General features: G+C 64.1%; 20 protein-coding genes. 13 read left to right on the top strand and 7 right to left on the bottom strand.

Features of this window, described 5'->3' with window-relative positions:
• Window positions 1-24 precede the first annotated feature (24 nt).
• On the bottom strand, window positions 25-978 hold the full coding sequence (miaA, locus tag GRI55_RS09090; RefSeq protein WP_160766902.1) for a tRNA (adenosine(37)-N6)-dimethylallyltransferase MiaA: 954 nt from the start codon (window positions 976-978) through the stop codon (window positions 25-27).
• A gap of 88 nt (window positions 979-1066) precedes the next feature.
• Here miaA and serB point away from each other — a divergent pair, with 88 nt between their 5' ends.
• On the top strand, window positions 1067-1867 hold the full coding sequence (gene serB, locus GRI55_RS09085) for a phosphoserine phosphatase SerB (protein WP_331251265.1): 801 nt from the start codon (window positions 1067-1069) through the stop codon (window positions 1865-1867).
• A 55-nt stretch (window positions 1868-1922) separates the two neighbouring features.
• Complete coding sequence (locus GRI55_RS09080) at window positions 1923-2768, top strand: Coq4 family protein (protein ID WP_160766901.1); 846 nt, start codon at window positions 1923-1925, stop codon at window positions 2766-2768.
• Window positions 2769-2770: 2 nt separating this feature from the next.
• Here the strand turns inward: GRI55_RS09080 and GRI55_RS09075 are convergent, their stop codons facing one another.
• From GRI55_RS09075 to GRI55_RS09055, 5 genes are read right to left on the bottom strand one after another with little or no spacing between them, the layout of a single operon-like run.
• Window positions 2771-3442, bottom strand: a complete 672-nt coding sequence (locus tag GRI55_RS09075; protein ID WP_160766900.1) for a nitroreductase family protein — start codon at window positions 3440-3442, stop codon at window positions 2771-2773.
• 25 nt (window positions 3443-3467) lie between these two features.
• Window positions 3468-3875, bottom strand: a complete 408-nt coding sequence (locus tag GRI55_RS09070; RefSeq protein ID WP_307019311.1) for a DUF3052 family protein — start codon at window positions 3873-3875, stop codon at window positions 3468-3470.
• A 4-nt stretch (window positions 3876-3879) separates the two neighbouring features.
• The gene (gene purL / locus GRI55_RS09065) at window positions 3880-6126 is read right to left on the bottom strand and encodes a phosphoribosylformylglycinamidine synthase subunit PurL (protein ID WP_160766899.1); all 2247 of its coding nucleotides are present in this window, start codon (window positions 6124-6126) and stop codon (window positions 3880-3882) included.
• Window positions 6127-6136: 10 nt separating this feature from the next.
• Window positions 6137-6817, bottom strand: a complete 681-nt coding sequence (locus GRI55_RS09060; RefSeq protein WP_160766898.1) for a hypothetical protein — start codon at window positions 6815-6817, stop codon at window positions 6137-6139.
• A gap of 4 nt (window positions 6818-6821) precedes the next feature.
• The gene (locus GRI55_RS09055) at window positions 6822-7217 is read right to left on the bottom strand and encodes a DUF2177 family protein (RefSeq protein ID WP_160766897.1); all 396 of its coding nucleotides are present in this window, start codon (window positions 7215-7217) and stop codon (window positions 6822-6824) included.
• 62 nt (window positions 7218-7279) lie between these two features.
• Between GRI55_RS09055 and GRI55_RS09050 the strand changes: the two genes are divergently transcribed.
• The 5 genes from GRI55_RS09050 to queA all read left to right on the top strand — a co-directional run bounded on the left by GRI55_RS09050 (window position 7280) and on the right by queA (window position 10806).
• Window positions 7280-7537: an exodeoxyribonuclease VII small subunit gene (locus GRI55_RS09050; protein ID WP_050600635.1), complete on the top strand. Its 258-nt coding sequence runs from the start codon at window positions 7280-7282 to the stop codon at window positions 7535-7537.
• A gap of 14 nt (window positions 7538-7551) precedes the next feature.
• On the top strand, window positions 7552-8442 hold the full coding sequence (locus GRI55_RS09045; RefSeq protein ID WP_160767066.1) for a polyprenyl synthetase family protein: 891 nt from the start codon (window positions 7552-7554) through the stop codon (window positions 8440-8442).
• Window positions 8442-8951, top strand: a complete 510-nt coding sequence (gene coaD / locus GRI55_RS09040; protein ID WP_063505806.1) for a pantetheine-phosphate adenylyltransferase — start codon at window positions 8442-8444, stop codon at window positions 8949-8951. The genes GRI55_RS09045 and coaD overlap by 1 nt, the downstream gene beginning before the upstream one ends.
• A gap of 81 nt (window positions 8952-9032) precedes the next feature.
• Window positions 9033-9734 (top strand): peptidylprolyl isomerase, encoded by a 702-nt coding sequence (locus GRI55_RS09035; RefSeq protein WP_160766896.1) that lies wholly within the window; start codon window positions 9033-9035, stop codon window positions 9732-9734.
• Window positions 9735-9771: 37 nt separating this feature from the next.
• Window positions 9772-10806, top strand: coding sequence for a tRNA preQ1(34) S-adenosylmethionine ribosyltransferase-isomerase QueA (queA, locus tag GRI55_RS09030; protein ID WP_160766895.1), 1035 nt, complete (start codon window positions 9772-9774; stop codon window positions 10804-10806).
• Here queA and GRI55_RS09025 read toward each other — a convergent pair.
• Complete coding sequence (locus GRI55_RS09025; protein ID WP_160766894.1) at window positions 10770-11369, bottom strand: TetR/AcrR family transcriptional regulator; 600 nt, start codon at window positions 11367-11369, stop codon at window positions 10770-10772. The two genes, queA and GRI55_RS09025, sit on opposite strands and share 37 nt — an antisense overlap.
• 45 nt (window positions 11370-11414) lie before the next feature.
• On the opposite strand from GRI55_RS09025, the gene GRI55_RS09020 reads away from it, so the two are divergent.
• From GRI55_RS09020 to GRI55_RS08995, 6 genes are all read left to right on the top strand, one after another.
• Window positions 11415-12845 carry an 8'-apo-carotenoid 13,14-cleaving dioxygenase gene (locus GRI55_RS09020; protein WP_160766893.1) on the top strand — a complete coding sequence of 477 codons (1431 nt, stop codon included), beginning with the start codon at window positions 11415-11417 and terminating at the stop codon, window positions 12843-12845.
• Window positions 12846-12850: 5 nt separating this feature from the next.
• Window positions 12851-13789, top strand: coding sequence for an ABC transporter ATP-binding protein (locus tag GRI55_RS09015; protein ID WP_160766892.1), 939 nt, complete (start codon window positions 12851-12853; stop codon window positions 13787-13789).
• Entirely contained in the window at window positions 13786-14550 is a 765-nt protein-coding gene (locus GRI55_RS09010; RefSeq protein ID WP_063505840.1) for an ABC transporter permease, read from the top strand. The genes GRI55_RS09015 and GRI55_RS09010 overlap by 4 nt, the downstream gene beginning before the upstream one ends.
• A gap of 56 nt (window positions 14551-14606) precedes the next feature.
• Window positions 14607-15554 carry a DUF481 domain-containing protein gene (locus GRI55_RS09005; RefSeq protein WP_050600629.1) on the top strand — a complete coding sequence of 316 codons (948 nt, stop codon included), beginning with the start codon at window positions 14607-14609 and terminating at the stop codon, window positions 15552-15554.
• A gap of 2 nt (window positions 15555-15556) precedes the next feature.
• Complete coding sequence (gene tgt, locus GRI55_RS09000) at window positions 15557-16681, top strand: tRNA guanosine(34) transglycosylase Tgt (protein ID WP_160766891.1); 1125 nt, start codon at window positions 15557-15559, stop codon at window positions 16679-16681.
• A 91-nt stretch (window positions 16682-16772) separates the two neighbouring features.
• Window positions 16773-17456, top strand: coding sequence for a M50 family metallopeptidase (locus tag GRI55_RS08995; protein WP_063505838.1), 684 nt, complete (start codon window positions 16773-16775; stop codon window positions 17454-17456).
• Window positions 17457-17484 lie beyond the last annotated feature (28 nt).

Raw genomic sequence — 17484 nt, 5'->3', positions numbered from 1 at the left:
AAATACGATGCTTCAATTACGCGGTCAACCTTGTGCGCGAAACAAAGAAACAAAAAAATCGTGTTCGGCGATAGTTTTGTTATCCGCACGCACCCAGTCGGCGGGTGGTTGGTTGCGAAACCACGTGTATTGGCGCTTGGCATACTGGCGCGTAGCCAGCTGGCCAGCCGCGATAGCTTGAGCGCGCGATAGTTCGCCTTTGATCAGGGAGGCGATTTCACGCACTCCGATGGCGCGCATCACCGGGAGGCCTGGGTCGAGTTCGCGGGCCAGCAGCGCCTCCACTTCGGCGATCGCACCGGTATCGAGCATGCGTTCGAAACGCAGATCGCAGCGCGCGTTCAGCCAGCCGCGGTCGGGCAGCAGCACGAGTGGGTGAAGCCCCACTTCCTTTGCGATCCCCCCGCGTTTATGCGCCTGCCATTGTGCCAGCGTGCGCCCGGTCGACCGGATGACTTCGAGTGCGCGGGCCGTTCGCGTGGCATCGGCAGGCGCAAGGCGCGCCGCCGCTTGGGGATCCTCCGCCTCGAGCGCCGCCCGCGCGCGCACCTGGTCCAGATCCCGCACCGCCGCGCGAATGTCCGGGTCGATTTCTGGTACGGGGGCGATGCCCTCCAGCAGGGTGCGCAAGTAGAGCCCCGTCCCGCCGCACAGGATCGGAACGCCGCCACTGGCGTGGATCTCGCGAATGATGTCGCGCGCCGCTGCGGACCAATCTGCGGCCGAACAGGATTGCGCCCCGTCCCAGGTTCCGAACAATCGGTGCTCGATGCCCTGCGTTTCATCCTCCGAGGGGCGTGCCGAGAGGATATGCAGCTCGCGGTAGACCTGCTGGCTATCGGCGTTGACGACGACCCCGCGGCGCCCGTCGCGCGCCAGCCGCTGCGCCAGATCAACCGCGAGTTGGCTCTTGCCGCTGGCAGTCGGCCCTGCAATGAGCGCCACCGGCTTGTTCTCGGGAGATTTCGAAGTGCTCATCGCGCGGCTGATAGCAGACATGGACGGCGTGGAAACGCGTCTCGACGCCGCGCTGGGGGCATGCGCCGATGCCGGGATGCCGGTGGCCATGGCAGGCATGCTCGATTTTTGTAGCGACGTGCTCCAGATTTCGCTTCCGGACGGCGAGCGCGCCCGGCTTACCGGCATCCTGACCGAACATTTCGGCGAATGCGACCTGCTGGTCGCGGATCACGAGATCGAGGTGCCGCGGCTGTTCGTATCCGACATGGATTCAACAATGATCGGGCAGGAGTGCATCGACGAGCTCGCCGATTTCGCCGGTATAAAGGACAAGGTCGCCGACATTACCGAACGCGCGATGCGCGGCGAACTCGAATTCGAAAGCGCACTGAAGGAGCGTGTCGGGCTGCTCGAAGGGCTCGAGGAAGGCGCTATCGCCACCTGCCTGGATCAGCGCATCCAGCCGGTGCCGGGTGCACGGGCGCTGGTGAATACCCTGCGCAGCAAGGGCTGCCGTACGGTCCTGGTGACTGGCGGATTCCATCATTTCGCCGACCCGGTGGCCGAGCAACTCGGCTTCGAGCGCGTCGTGGGCAACCGCCTCGGCGTGGCGGGCGGGGCGTTGACCGGGCTTCTGGCCGGACCGGTCAGCGATGCTTCGACCAAGCTCGCCACGCTGGAGGACGAACGCTCCCAACTTGGCGAGGGCGCGCGCGTGCTGGCGACGGGCGACGGGGCCAACGACATCCCGATGATCGAGGCCGCCGATTACGGCATCGCCTACCGCGCCAAGCCCAAGGCGCGCGAAGCAGCCAACGGCCGGATTGCCAGCGTCGAACTGACTGCGATCCTCAAGCTGCTCGGAATTGCGGAGAGCGAATGGGTGGAGGATTTCGATCCGGCCTAGCCATGGCGCGCTTTTCCAATGCGAGATGGGGCTGAACTGGTAGCAAACGGGCACCATGAACGATCAGATCAGCCTCGGCGCTTTCACCTCTGTCGATTTCGAATCGGCGCGCGACGGCACTCCCTTGCGCGACCCGCGCCGCCCCAGGCCGCGCTATCGCCCCTTTGCCGCTTTCGGTCACTTCCGCGAATTGCTGAAGGATAAGGAGAATACGGCCGAGGTCTTCAAGATCTACGATGCTCTGCCGTCCGGCCAGTTCGTGCCGCGTGTACGCGAACTTGCGCTCAGCCCGCATGGCGAGGCGCTACGCGCGAGCGAACCGTTCCTGCCGCCCATTCTCGACGACCATGCCGCCTTGCGCCGCCATCCCGAGGGTACGGTGGCGCACGCCTATTGCGATTTCATGGAACGCGAAGGCCTGACTGCCGCCGGGCTCGTCGAAGAGTCGGAGAAGTCGGGCAGTCAGAGTTATGACGACCTTATCCAGTGGTACGGCTATCGCCAGCGCGATACGCACGATCTGATGCATGTGCTCACCGGATATGGGCGGGATGCACTGGGTGAACAATGCGTATTGCTGTTTACGCACGGGCAATCCCCCAGCCATGGTCATTTGCTGCTGGGCTATGCCGGCGCCCTGCATCTCAAGCGGCTAGTCCGAAGCGAAGCCCCGGTGATGAAAGCCGTGCGGCAGGCGCATCGGACCGGGAAAGCCTGCCCGCCGCTGGTAGGCCTTTCGATCCGCGAGCTGCTGGGCAAGAACCTCGCCGAAGTCCGGGCGCAATTCCGTATTCCCGATCCACACTGGTACCGTGTCTGCCACCATGTCTGGCGTCAGGACGGGATCGATCCCTATGACCTTCTGGCGCAGCAGGGGGACGGGGCCGCCGCTGTAGCCTGATCCTAAAGCCAGCTGGCAATCCGGCTGAGCGGTTTCTTATCCAGCGCGTGCGCGGGAACGCTTGCATCCTTCGCCGGGTGCCCGACCACCACGATCATCACCGGCTTTTCATGATCGGGCCGGCCGCAGATCGCGCGCAGGAAGCCCATCGGAGAGGGCGTGTGGGTCAGTGTGGCCAACCCGGCTTCGTGCACCGTGGCAAGCAGCAGGCCGCAGGCGATCCCCACGCTTTCGCTGACATAGTAGTTCTGCGTCTCACCATCTTCCTCGATCCCGCCCTTGCGCTGGGCGAAGACGACCACCAGCCACGGTGCGGTTTCGAGGAAGGGCTTGTCGGCATCCGTTCCCAGCGGCTCCAGCGCTTCGAGCCACTGCGTCCCGGCCTTGCCCGCGTAAAACTCGCGCTCCTCGGCTTCCGCCGCGTCGCGGATCGCGCGCTTGGTTTCGGGCGTTGAAATCGCCGCGAAATGCCAGGGCTGGTGGTTTGCTCCATTGGGCGCGCTGCCGGCCGCTTCGATGGCGGCTTCGATAATCGCGCGCGGGACCGGCGTGTCGGCGAAATACCGGCAGGACCGCCGTAGCTTCAGCCGGTCGCGCATGGCCTCCGCCCGCGCGATGCGTTCGCCATCGGACAGGTCGGGGAGCGAGTAGGGTACAATTTCATGATCGCGCATGATGCGGATCTATACCAAGCGGCGTTCAGCGCAATTCCTTGCGGATCACCAGCTTTAGACCGGACCAGTCCTCGTCGACCGCGCACTGCTTGGTGTCCACCAGGCCCAGCGGGAGCGCAATCTCGCGAACCAGCTCCTCGGAAAGGGTGGAGGGCGCACCGTCCGCCCGCGCCGGCCAACTGACCCAGACATGGCCGTCACCCGCCATATGTTCGCGCAATTCGGCGAGCTTTGCTGCAAGCGCCGCCTGTTCGGTCACGAAGATGTGTGCAGCATCGGGCCCCTCTTCGGGGCCGCGAACGAACGTCAGCTCGAGTGCGTATTCACCGATTTCGTCCTGAATGCTTTCGGGCATGCCGTCGAACCACACCCGCTGGCCATCGCGCAGGCTGAGCTTCTTCGCCAGAGGTGTCTCGCGATAGTCAGCCTTCACGCGGTCAGCCTTCCATCCAGTCGACGAAAAAGCTCTGATGTGCGGCGCGCATCGCCGCGACCGAATTGCCGAACAGCGTATCGCCCCCGGTGCGACCGATGCGGCGGAAACCGATCGAGGCGGTTTCATCGTTTTCAGTGCCCTTGGCGAGCGCCTCGTTGAGTGCTTGGGTGTCGGGAACAGTAACGACATAGCGGCCCTGATCCTCGCCGAACCACCAGGCTGCCCTGGAATACTCTTCGTTCCACTCGACCTCGGCGCCGATACCGCCCGCCATCGCCATTTCTGCAAGCGCGATGGCGAGACCGCCGTCGGAAACGTCGTGCACTGCGCTGACGAGGCCGTCGGCGATCAACTGGCGGACGATGCGGCCCGCGTTCTTTTCGACGGTGAGGTCGGTCGGCGGGGTACGGCCTTCGTCGCGGCCATGGATTTCGCTGAGCCACAGCGACTTGCCGAGATGCGAACGCTCGGGGTCCGCGGTCGCCCACTCCTCCGCATGGAGCAGGTAGATCGTTTCGCCCGCTGCCTTGAATGGCATGGTCATCATGTGGTCGTAATCGTCGATCAGGCCGACGCCGCCGATAGCGGGTGTGGGCAGGATTGCACTGCCACCCCCAGTCGCCTTGCTCTCGTTGTAGAGCGAGACATTGCCCGACACGATCGGGAAGTCGAGCAGCCGGCAGGCGGCGCCCATGCCTTCGAGCGCATGGACGAACTGGCTCATGATCTCGGGGCGCTGCGGGTTGGCGAAATTGAGGCAATTGGTCACCGCCAGCGGGCGCGCGCCGACCGCGCACAGATTGCGGTAGGCTTCGGCAATCGCCTGCTTGCCGCCTTCATAGGGATCGGCATGAACATAGCGCGGAGTGCAATCGGTAGTGATCGCGAGCGCCTTCTTCGTTCCATGCACGCGAACGACACCGGCATCGCCGCCGGTCTGCAGCGTATCCGCGCCGACCTGGCTGTCGTATTGTTCGGCGATCCAGCGGCGCGAGGACAGGTTGGGCGAGGCGAGCAGCTTCATCACGTCACCGCCCACATCGTCGGTGTCGGGACGCTCGCGCATCGGCGCAATGCCTGCCCAGGCAGTGTAGTCTTCCTTGGACAGATAGGGCCGGTCGTATTCGGGCGCGTCTGCCGCCAGCGGGCCGAGCGGAATGTCGCAGACGACTTCGCCATCGAATTCGAGCACCATGTGCTGCGTATCGGTCACTTCGCCGATGATCGCGAAATCGAGCTCCCACTTGTCGAAGATGGCCTGCGCCATGGCTTCCTTGCCGGGCTTGAGGACCATGAGCATCCGCTCCTGGCTTTCGCTCAGCATCATCTCGTAGGGCGTCATCCCGTCTTCGCGGCACGGCACCATGTTCATGTCGAGACGGATGCCCGCCTTGCCATTGGTCGCCATTTCGACGCTGGAAGAGGTCAGGCCCGCGGCGCCCATATCCTGGATCGCGACGATCGCGTCGGTCGCCATGAGTTCGAGGCAGGCCTCGATCAGCAGCTTTTCGGTGAAGGGGTCGCCCACCTGCACGGTGGGGCGCTTGGCATCGGCGTCTTCCTCGAAATCGGCGCTGGCCATGGTCGCGCCGTGAATTCCGTCGCGCCCGGTCTTCGATCCGACATAGACGATCGGATTGCCGACTCCGGTGGCGGCGGAATAGAAGATCTTGTCCTGATCGGCCACGCCCACGGTCATCGCATTGACGAGGATATTGCCGTCATAGGCGGGGTGGAAGTTGGTCTCTCCGCATACAGTCGGCACGCCGACGCAATTGCCATAGCCGCCGATGCCGGAGACGACGCCCTTGACCAGGTGCTGCATCTTGGGGTGGTCGGGCCGCCCGAAACGCAGCGCATTGGCATTCGCCACCGGGCGCGCGCCCATGGTGAAGACATCACGCAGGATGCCGCCCACGCCGGTCGCCGCGCCCTGGTAGGGCTCGATATAGCTCGGGTGGTTGTGGCTCTCCATCTTGAAGATCGCCGCCTGCCCGTCGCCGATGTCGATGACGCCGGCGTTCTCGCCGGGGCCGCAGATCACCCAGGGCGCCTCGGTCGGCAGTTTTTTGAGATGCAGGCGCGAGCTCTTGTAGGAGCAGTGCTCGGACCACATGACCGAGAAAATCCCCAGCTCGACCAAATTGGGCTCGCGGCCAAGCGCGTTCAGGACGCGGTCGTATTCTTCGGGGCTGAAGCCGTGCTGCTCGACGACTTCGGGGGTGATCGCGGATTCGACAGATGCCATGCGCGCGCGCTTAGCGCTGCACGCTCCCGACCGCCAGTCCCACGTGGTTTTTATGCCACCGGGTCGACTGCACCCAGAACGCGAGCGCAGTCAGTATGCCGAAGGCCAGGAAGGCGGTCGCAGAAAAGGACGCCCCGGCGTGTTCGGGTTCGGAGCCGAACCAGTTCAGTGCCTGGAACAGCAGCAAGGCGGCCAGCAGGATCAGCGGAGGAAGCAGCGGCCCCTTGGTGCGGGCGATATAGAAACCATAGGCGAGCAGCAGGAGGCCCAGCTCGAGCGGGATCGCGACGATGGGGAAGTTCCACAGTCCGAGGCCGTACTTCTCCGCGCCTCCGGCAAGCGTCAGATCCGGCCTGTGGACGAGCAGGTCGAGCACCCAGTGACTTGCGACGACGAAGGCCGCCCAGCTCGCAGCCACCAGACTTCGTGTCCCCAGCCAGATCAAGGCGGCGAAGCCGAGCGCCCAGAGTGCGGTGCCCAGCAGGCTGTGCGTATAGGGCATATAGTAGAGGTCGAGCGGGTTCATCGCGGTGATACCGGGCACGATCCGCAATTTCTCGATCCCGCCGAGGGTCAGCGTGAACAAGGCCCAGTCGGTCAGCTGCGCCCCGATGAACAGCACGCCGAGCCGCGGGGCGTCCTCGCTGATCCCGCGCGCCAGGAATGCGGGAGCGAAATGGCCTATGAACATGCGCTCAGCCGAATTTGTCGGCGGCCAGCGTCGCGGCAGAAGCGGCCAGGGCGGTAGCAAATGCGCCCCAGGCAATGTCGGCCACGGTCACCGCAGTGGACCAGGTGCGCATCGTCGCCTGGTTGGTCAGATCGTAGGTCGCGTAGCAAATCGCCCCCAGCAGCGCCCCGTTGAGCGCAGCGGCGGCAACCCCCTGGGCCAGTCCCGGGCGCACCGCGAACCAGACGATGGCGGCGATATAGGCAGCGTAGAATACCAGCGCTGGAGCCATGCGGAAACTGTCGGCCAGGATGTCTCCCAGCCGGGGACGGTAGAAATTGGGCCCTGCCCAGCCGAGCCACGCGGCGTCCAAAGCGCCGAAGACCAGAGCTGCGGCGATGAAGGCGACAATCCACGTCATATTCGCTCCCCCGTTTCGGTATACTTGACCGGGCGCAGGCGGACCGTCAATGCTCGCGGGCAATGGCAGAGGAACAGTCACATATTTCCGAGATGAGCTTCGAGCAGGCCCTGCGCGAGCTTGAGAGTGTCGTCCGGCGTCTCGAAAGCGGCGATGTCCCGCTCGACGAGAGCATCGATCTGTACGAGCGCGGCGAACAACTGCGCAAGGCATGCCAGTCGCGGCTGGACGCTGCACAGGCGCGGATCGAGAAGATCGTAGCGGGCAGCGACGGCAAGCCCGCGGGTACCGAGCCGTTCGATGCGGGCGGGGCCGCGTGAGCGTCGCAACCGCGATGCCCAGCCTGCTCGGCCAGGCTTTCGAGCAGGTCCAGTCTGAAGTCGATAGCGTCTTCGATGCGTTCCTTCCCGTGCCCGACGATACGCGCGCCCGGCTGATCGAGGCGATGCGTTACGCCGTGATCGGAGGCGGCAAGCGGGTGCGCCCGCTGCTGCTGGTGGCGACCGCGGAACTGTTCGGCGTCAATCGCAACGCCGCGATCAACGCGGGCTGCGCAGTCGAAGCGATCCATGCCTATTCGCTCATCCACGACGATCTGCCGTGCATGGACGATGACGAGATGCGGCACGGCAAGCCGACCCTGCACAAGGCGTTCGACGAAGCGACTGCCGTGCTTGCGGGGGACAGCCTGCATGCGCTGGCGTTCGACATTCTGACCCAGCCGGACACCAGCACCGATCCCTTCGTTCGCGCGGAACTGGTTGCCACGCTGGCGCGCGCCAGCGGGCACGACGGGATGGCGGGCGGCCAGATGATGGATATCGTCTCCGAAGAACAATCCTACGACCTACGCCAGGTCACCCGGCTGCAGCAGCTCAAGACCGGTGCCCTGCTGGCCGCCAGTGTCGAGATGGGCGCGGTGCTGGGGCGGGTGGCGCCCGAAGGACGCACCCATCTGCGCGCCTATGCGCGCGATATCGGGCTCGCCTTCCAGATTGCCGACGACCTGCTCGATGTCGAAGGCGACGAGACGCTGGCCGGCAAGGCGCTGCGCAAGGACGAGGAACAGGGAAAGCAGACCTTCGTCACGCTGATGGGCGTCGAACAGGCGCGGGCGCAGGCGACGATGCTGGTGGAACAGGCGGGCGACCATCTCGCCACCTACGGCGACGATGCCCGGCTGCTTGTCGAACTGGCGCATTTCATTGTTAAGAGGGACCATTAATGGCCAAGCGCATCGGCATCTATCCGGGCACGTTCGATCCAATCACGCTGGGTCACATGGACATAATCGAGCGCGGCGCGAAGCTGGTCGACGAACTGATCATCGGCGTGACCACCAATATCGCGAAGTCGCCGATGTTCGATGACGACGAACGTATCGCCATGGTCGAACGCGAAGTTGCCGGCATTGCCAGCCAGAGCATCCGTGTGGTCGGGTTCAATTCATTGCTGATGGATTTCGCCGACCAGATGAAAGCGGGCATCGTGATCCGCGGCATCCGCGGGGTGACCGATTTCGAATATGAATACCAGCTCACCGGGATGAACCGGCAGCTCAACGATCACATCGAAACGGTATTCCTGATGGCCGATGTCGAACTGCAGCCGATCGCCAGCCGCCTGGTAAAGGAAATCGCCTTCTACGGCGGCCCGATCGGCAAGTTCGTCACGCCTGCCGTGCGGCAGGACGTCGAGGCGCGAGTGAAGAAACTCGGGCCGCGCGGGGGCTGAGCTTCGCAGGCACCTATTCATTGAACGGACAGACGCCCCTCGCTAGGGGCCTGCAACCCAGGACATTGCCACGGAATGACGATGCTCAAGACTTCGCTTGCCCTTGCCGCCGCATTGGCGCTCGCTTCGACACCCTTCGCCGCCCAGGCGCAGGACGACGCCGCTGTCGACGCTGCCGCTACGGAGGAAACCGCTGCGGATACGCGGGTGTTTTCGCCAGTGAACTTCAATGTCGAAGAAGACCGCGAAAACATCCTGCTGCTCGACCTGGCGAACGGCGAACGCGTCGCGATCCGGCTGAAGCCCGACTGGGCGCCCAACCATGTCGAACGCATCAAGACGCTGACCCGGCAGGGATTCTACGACGGGGTGATTTTCCACCGCGTCATCGACGGCTTCATGGCTCAGACCGGTGATCCCACCGGTACCGGCACGGGCGGATCGCAGCTGCCCGACATCGCGGAAGAGTTTCACGGCATGCCGCATGTCCGCGGTACCGTCTCGATGGCGCGCGCGGGCAGCCCCGACAGCGCCAACAGCCAGTTCTTCATCGTTTTCTATCCACGTTTCAACCTCGACCAGAACTACACCAACTTCGGGCGCGTGATCGCCAACATGCCCGCAGTCGATGCGATCCAGCGCGGCGAGCCACCCGCGAATCCAACGCGGATCGTGCAGGCTTCGATCGCGGCGGACAACAAGCCGGTGCCGGCCATGACAGCTCCGCGGGTGCAGGACGAAGACATTTCGGCCAGCGATCTGAACGCGCCGCTCGGCAACTGACTTTCCATCGCGTCGCACCCAGACTAGGGGCGGCGCGATGAAAGTCGACCTTTTCGATTTCGAACTCCCGCCCGAGCGGATCGCGCTTCGGCCCGCGCGCCCGCGCGATGCCGCACGCATGCTTGTGGTGCGCGGCGCTGGCGCCTTCGAGGATCGCGGCGTGCGCGACCTGCCAGAGATGTTGCGGGCAGGCGACGTGCTCGTGTTCAATGACACCCGCGTCATACCTGCGCAGCTCGAAGGGCGGCGGGGAGAAGCCCGGATCGGCGCGACGTTGCACAAGCGGATCGACCTGAGACGCTGGCAGGCTTTTGTGCGCAATGCCAAGCGATTGCGGATCGGCGATGTCGTGGAATTCGGCGGCGGCGTGGCAGCGACCGCGGAAGACCGGCTCGAGGATGGTAGTTTCGTGTTGGCCTTCGCGGGCGAAGAGCCCGTCGAAATCCTGCTCGAACGCGCCGGACGTATGCCATTGCCGCCCTATATCGCCGGCAAGCGCGCCACCGATGCGCAGGACCGTGAAGACTACCAGACGATGTTCGCAGCCGAGGACGGCGCGGTTGCCGCGCCGACTGCCGCGCTGCACTTTACACCTGAACTTATTGATGCGCTCGACGCTGCGGGGATCGGGCGCGAGACGCTGACATTGCATGTCGGTGCGGGCACCTTCCTCCCGGTGAAGGCTGACGATACCAGCGATCACGCGATGCACTCCGAATGGGGCCGGATCGAACCCGAAGCCGCGGCACGCCTGAACGCCGTGCGCGCGGCCGGCGGCAGGGTGATAGCGGTGGGGACGACCAGCCTGCGCTTGCTCGAAAGCGCGACGGGGGAAGACGGGATTATCGGTGCCTTCGCTGGCGATACCGATATCTTCATCACCCCGGGATACCGCTTTCGCGCGGTCGATGGCCTGATGACCAATTTTCACCTGCCGAAATCGACGCTGATGATGCTGGTGAGCGCCCTGATGGGCCGCGAACGCATGATGGACGCTTACGCACACGCCATCGACAGCGAATATCGCTTCTACAGCTATGGCGATTCCTCGCTGCTGCTGCCACACGACTGAGCGGACAGATTGCCGGTATCGAGCAACCGCTCGATCAAAGCGTCGTCGGCGGGGATGCGCCCGTCGAGCATCAGCATGGCGATACCGTGCACCATTGCCCACGACTGCAGGGCGAGCGTTTCGGCGCCATCTGGATCGCCGACCAGCGCGCGTGAATTGGCTGTCAGCAATGCGTATGCTTCATCGGGTGTTGCCGATCCGTCCACCGGGTGGCCCTGGGTGAACATCAGCCTGAACAGGGCAGGGTGGGCGAGCGCAAAGCGGACGTAGGTCCGGCCTGTTTCGGTAAAACCTTGCGATCCACCGCCCGCACGTTCGGCGGCAGCGGCCTGTTCCTTGCCCAGCAGGTCCAGACCCGCGCGGGCGAGCGCGGCATCGAGTGCCTGCTTGTCGGGAAAGTGCCGATAGACTGCGGTCGCCGAGACCCCGACCACGCGCGCCAATTCGCGCAGCGAAGGCGCTTTGCCTTCGGCACCCTCGAGCGCGGCCAGTCCGGCTGCCAGCAAGGCGTCGCGCAGGTTCCCGTGATGATAGGCTTCGGGCGATGTTGACACTGTTATCATAACCTCTATGTTTACGGCGTTCACTTTAATCGGAGCGAGTCGGTCATGGCAAGTGTCGTCGAGAAAACCATCCGAAGGGCGGTTACGCCTGCCGTACAGGCAGTTGCCAGCATCAACCGGGCGCGCTTGCCCGGTCCGGGTGAAAACCCTTTCCTGCGGGGTATCCATACCCCGATGGCCGATGAGCTGACGCTCGCGAATCCCACCGTAACCGGAGCCATTCCCGCTGAGCTTGACGGGCGGTATGTCCGCATCGGGCCAAATCCCTTCGGCAAGGCGGGGAAGGGCCATCACTGGTTCCTCGGCGACGGGATGGTTCACGGCGTCCGGCTGAAGGACGGCAAGGCCGAGTGGTACCGCAACCGCTTCATCCGTTCCGCCGAACTTGAAGGCAAGGGCGGCCCGGCGGCGGTTGGCGGTCCGCGGCGCGGCTTCGGCGATACGGTCAACACCAATGTCCTCGATATCGGCGGCAAGATCATGGCGCTGGTCGAGGCCAACAGCTTCCCTGTCGAACTCGACGGCAATCTCGATAGCGTCGCCTATTCCGACTTCGGCGGCGGGCTTACCGGCTCCTTTACCGCGCACCCGCATCAATGCCCGGACACCGGCGAATACCATGCGATCTGCTACGATGGCCCGTCGCAGGATACCATCCGCCACGTCACCATGGACCGCAGCGGCAGGGTGCTGAGCGAAACCGAGATCGCGGTAAGGCATGGCCCCTCGATCCACGACTGCGCGCTGACCCAGAACTTCGTGGTCATCCTCGACCTGCCGGTGACCTTCTCGATGCAGGCGCTGATTGCGGGCCACAAGTTCCCCTATCGCTGGAACCGCAGCCACCGCGCGCGGGTCGGATTGCTGCCGCGCGGGGGTAGCAACGAGGATGTGGTGTGGCACGAGGTCGACCCCTGCTATGTCTTCCACGTCGGCAACAGTTTCGAAGACGAAACCGGCCGGGTGATCATCGACGTCTGGCCCTATGAAACCATCTTCGACGGCGAAATGCCCGGGCCATACGGCAAGCCTCTGGGGCTCGAGCGCTGGACGGTGGACGGGCAGGGCGGGAAAGTCGTCCGCGACACGCTCGATACGGCGGGACAGGAATTCCCGCGACCGGACGAACGCTATTTTACCAAGGCGCATCGCTACCTGTGGGCGATCGGCATGCCCGCCGATGGCGATCTCGAATTCGTTGCGCCGATGCCGCTCTATCGCCACGACCTTGCCACCGGCGAACGGGTGCAGCGCGATTTCGGCGAAGGCCGCATTCCCGGTGAATTCGTTTTCGTTCCGCGCACGCCCGATGCTGCCGAAGGCGATGGCTGGATGATGGGTTATGTCATCGACCGCAACCGGCAGACCAGCGCGCTTGAGATTCTCGACGCGATGACGCTCGGCGTGGTCGGGACGGTCGAGATCCCGCACCTGATCCCTCCGGGCTTCCACGGCAACTGGATCGCCGCTAGCTAGGAGATGTGGAGCCGATTCTCGAACTCTCCGGCCTGTCGAAGGTCTATCCCGGCGGGCTGACCGCGCTCGACAATGTCGATCTTACCATCAACAAGGGCGAGGTCTTTGCTCTTCTCGGGCCTAACGGGGCAGGCAAGACCACGCTGATCGGGGCAGTATGCGGGCTCGTGCGCCCGACTTCGGGAAGTATTCGCGCTTTCGGGCACGATCTGGCGTCCGACTGGCGCCGCGCACGCAATCGTATCGGCCTGGTTCCTCAGGAACTCAGCACCGACATGTTCGAACCCGTCCACCGCGCGGTAAGCTATTCGCGCGGCTTGTTCGGGCTTGCCCCCGACAGGGACCGGATCGAGGAAATCCTGCGGTCGCTCAGCCTGTGGGACAAGCGCGACGAGCGCATCATGGCCTTGTCCGGCGGGATGAAGCGCCGGGTACTGATCGCCAAGGCTCTGGCACATGAGCCGGACCTGCTGTTTCTCGATGAACCCACGGCAGGCGTCGATGTCGAGTTGCGCAAGGGAATGTGGGCGATCGTCGACACGATGCGCGAGCGCGGTGTCACGATAATTCTCACCACGCATTATATCGAGGAAGCCGAGCTGATGGCCGACCGTGTCGGCATCATCAATCGCGGCAAACTGCTGATGGTGGACCAGAAGGATGCGATGATGGCGCGGCTCGGCCGAACCGAAGCGCATATCACGCTGGCCAGGCCCCTTTCCGCCTTGCCGTCCGAAATCGCCCGCTTCCCTGTAGAACTCGAACCGGGTGGGGAAGTGCTGTGCTACCGCGGCGGCGACGGAACGGGGAAGGGAAAGGCCGAAGTGGCTGCGCTGACCAAGGCGTTGATCGCCGCGGACATCGATTACGTCGGCATCGACACACGCGAAAGCAGCCTCGAGGAAATCTTCGTTTCGCTGCTCGGTGAAGGGAAGGCAGCATGATCTCGTGGCGCTCGACCTGGTCGATCTACACCCGCGAACTGATGCGCTTCCTGCGCACCGCCTTCCAGTCGGTGCTCGCGCCGGTACTTACCACATCGCTATATTTCATCGTCTTTGGCGCGGCGATCGGAGGGCGCATGCCTGATCTGGGCGGGGTGGATTACGGCGCCTTCATCATTCCGGGCCTGCTGATGCTCACCCTGCTGGGCGAAACCACCAGCAATTCCAGTTTCGGGATCTACATGCCGCGTTTCACCGGGACGATCTACGAACTGCTCAGCGCGCCTGTCGGAGTATCGGAGACGTTGCTGGGGTTCGTCGGTGCGGCAATGACCAAGAGCCTGCTGCTCGCCGCGATCATCCTGCTCACCGCGCGCCTTTTCGTCGACTATTCGATCGCGCACCCTGTGCTGGCGGTGTTCTATATCATGCTCGTCGCGGCGGCCTTCAGCCTGTTCGGGTTCATCCTCGGCATCTGGGCGGATAATTTCGAGAAGCTGGGCATCATCCCGATGCTGTTCCTCACGCCGCTGACCTTTCTCGGGGGGACGTTCTATTCGATCGATATGCTGCCCAGGCCGTGGGACACGATCGCGCTGGCCAATCCGATCGTCTACCTGGTCAGCGGCCTGCGGTGGACTTTCTATGGCCAGAGCGATGTGAACATCTGGATCAGCTTCGGCATAACGCTGGGTTTCCTGGCGATCTGCGTGGCCGTTATTGCGTTCATTTTCCGCACGGGATGGCGCCTGCGCGCGTGACATATTCCATCGATTGAAGGGTGGCGAGGCGCAAAACAAGGCGCTAGGCGCACCCGATGCGCTTCGCCCCGTTGATCTTTTCCGCCCTGCTGGGTTGTGCTGCGACTGCCGCGCAAGCTGAGCTTCCCGAAGGCGCACGCGCGATGATCGATGCAGCCATAGCCAGCGGCGACGAAAGGAAGGTCGCCACGGTGATCGGTCTCGCGCGCAGCACATGGCCCGAAGAACGCAGCACGATCGATGCGATTAACGACCAGTGGAAGATCACCCTGGCTGCGCGCCGCGCGGCCGAGGCCGAGGCGGAGCAAACCGCGCTGATCAACGCCGGGATGTTCGACCGCTGGAGCGGCGAGGGCGAACTGGGGGCTTTCCAGTCGAGCGGCAACACCGAGTCGGTCGGGGTGGCGGCCGCGTTGCGCCTTGATCGCGAGGGCATCGACTGGACCCATTCGATCAGATTGCGCGCGGACTACCAGCGGCAGAACGGATCGACCAGCCGCGAACAGTTCGCCGCATCCTACGAACCGCGCTGGCAGTTCGACGAGAACATCTTCGCCTATGGCCTGGCGCAATACGAACGCGACCGGATCCAGGGCTTCTCTTCGCGCTATTCGGTGTCGGGTGGTTTCGGTTATCGCGTTATCGATAATCCGAAGCTCAAGCTCTCACTCAAGGCAGGCCCTGCCTACCGGGTAACGGATTTTACAGACGGGACCAGCGCGGATCGGCTCGCGGGACTCGTCGGGCTCGATTTCGACTGGCAGATGCTGGACCGTCTCAAGCTGACCCAGGATGTCGAGGCACTGGCGGAAACGGGAGGCGAGGCAACGTTGATTTTCGATGGCGCGAACACCACGATCAATCTGGTGACCGGTCTCGATTTTCGCGTGAGCAACCGTCTGCGTTCGCGCCTTTCCTACAAGGTCGAGTACGACAGCAATCCGCCAGCGGGGTCGGAAGGCACCGACACGCTGACCCGTGCCACTCTCATCTACGGCTTCTGACCATGAGCGAACGTTTCGCATTCACCATCGACGCGACCGACGGGGCTGCGCGCACCGGGCGCATCGCCATGCAGCGCGGCACCATTCGCACGCCTGCCTTCATGCCGGTCGGTACTGCAGCGACAGTCAAGGCGATGAAGCCCGAAACCGTCCGCAAGACAGGAGCCGACATAATCCTCGGCAACACCTACCACCTCATGCTGCGACCCGGCGCCGAGCGGATGGCGAGGCTTGGCGGCCTGCACAAGTTCATGAACTGGCAACGGCCCATCCTGACCGACAGTGGCGGCTACCAGGTGATGAGCCTGTCCGAACTGCGCAAGCTCACCGAGAAGGGGGTCGAATTCCGCAGCCACATCGACGGTTCCAAGCACATGCTTACGCCCGAACGCAGCATGGAAATCCAGCGCATGCTGGGCAGCGACATCGTGATGGCGTTCGACGAATGCCCGCGCGCCGATCGGCCGCGCGACGAAATCGCCGCGAGCATGGAAATGAGCATGCGCTGGGCCCGGCGCAGCCGCGATGGGTTCGATGCGGGCGGCGAACACGCGGAGCGATCCGCATTGTTCGGTATCCAGCAGGGCGCGCTGGACGAGGAATTGCGCCGCATAAGCGCGGACAAGCTCACCGATATCGGTTTCGACGGCTATGCCATAGGCGGGCTGGCGGTCGGCGAAGGCCAGGAAGCGATGTTCGCCACACTTGACTTCGCACCCGGCCAATTGCCCGCCGACCGGCCCCGCTATCTGATGGGGGTCGGCAAGCCCGACGACCTCGTCGGTGCGGTGGACCGCGGGGTGGACATGTTCGACTGCGTGCTGCCCAGCCGGTCCGGGCGCAACGGACAGGCGTTTACCTGGAACGGCCCGATCAACCTGCGCAATGCGCGTTTTGCCGAAGACGAGGAACCGCTCGACAGCCGCTGCACCTGCGATACCTGCGGGACCTACTCGCGCGCATACCTGCACCATCTGGTGAAATCACAGGAAATCCTCGGCGCGATGCTGATGACCGAGCACAATATCGCCTTTTACCAGCAGCTGATGCAGGCGATGCGCGATGCGATCGCGGAAGCGCGGTTCGCCCAGTTCGCGCGCGATTTCCGCCGCGACTACTTGCAGTGAGACGAACCGGCGATACCGTGCCGGTATGAGAAAAGGCCGCGCCGGTTCCGCTGCTCCCGCGAGATGGGGGCTTTCCCCCAATCGCAAGGCAATGCCGCGCGAACAGAGCTATATTCTCGCCTTTGCCGGGCTGACGATCCTTGCCTGGCAGACCGGCTTCGGAACGCTTGCGCTGATGCCGTTCACGTTGCTGGCCACCTGGTTTCACGAAATGGCGCACGGGCTGAGCGCGATTGCGCTCGGCGCTGAATTCCATCGCCTCGTGATCTTCGCCAATGGCTCGGGCTTTGCCGAGTTCTCCGGCAGCATCGGCCACCTCGGGCAGGCGGCCATTGCGGCGGCAGGGCTGCTGGGTCCCAGTGTCGCGGGCTGCCTGTTGATCGTCGCATCACGCTCGCGGCGGGCCACGCAGCTGGCGCTGCTGGTTCTCGCATCGGCGCTCGCGATCTCGACGGCGGTGTGGGTGCGCTCGGTCGCCGGATGGGTGGTGCTTCCGCTGTTCGCTGCAGCAGCCGGGTACATCGCGTTACGCGGCAGTGCCAAATGGCAGCGGATCACGGCGGAATTCCTCGGGGTACAAGGCGTGGTGAGCGTCTATCAGGACCTTGGCTATTTGTTCAGCCCGGGCGGCACGGTCGGCGGCATGTCCGCGCGATCCGACACCGGCCTCATCGCCGACGCTTTGTTCCTGCCCTACTGGTTCTGGGGCGGCCTGATCACGCTGACGATCCTCGTCATGGTGTGGCTGTCGCTTCGGTTTGCCAGCCGATACTGACCGGACAACAAAAAAGGCGGTCCCGTGA

It is taken from the genome of Qipengyuania citrea (assembly GCF_009828015.1).
Lineage (GTDB): Bacteria > Pseudomonadota > Alphaproteobacteria > Sphingomonadales > Sphingomonadaceae > Qipengyuania > Qipengyuania citrea.
Note: the sequence above shows the minus strand (reverse complement) of the source record. Positions and strands in the feature narration are given on the sequence as shown.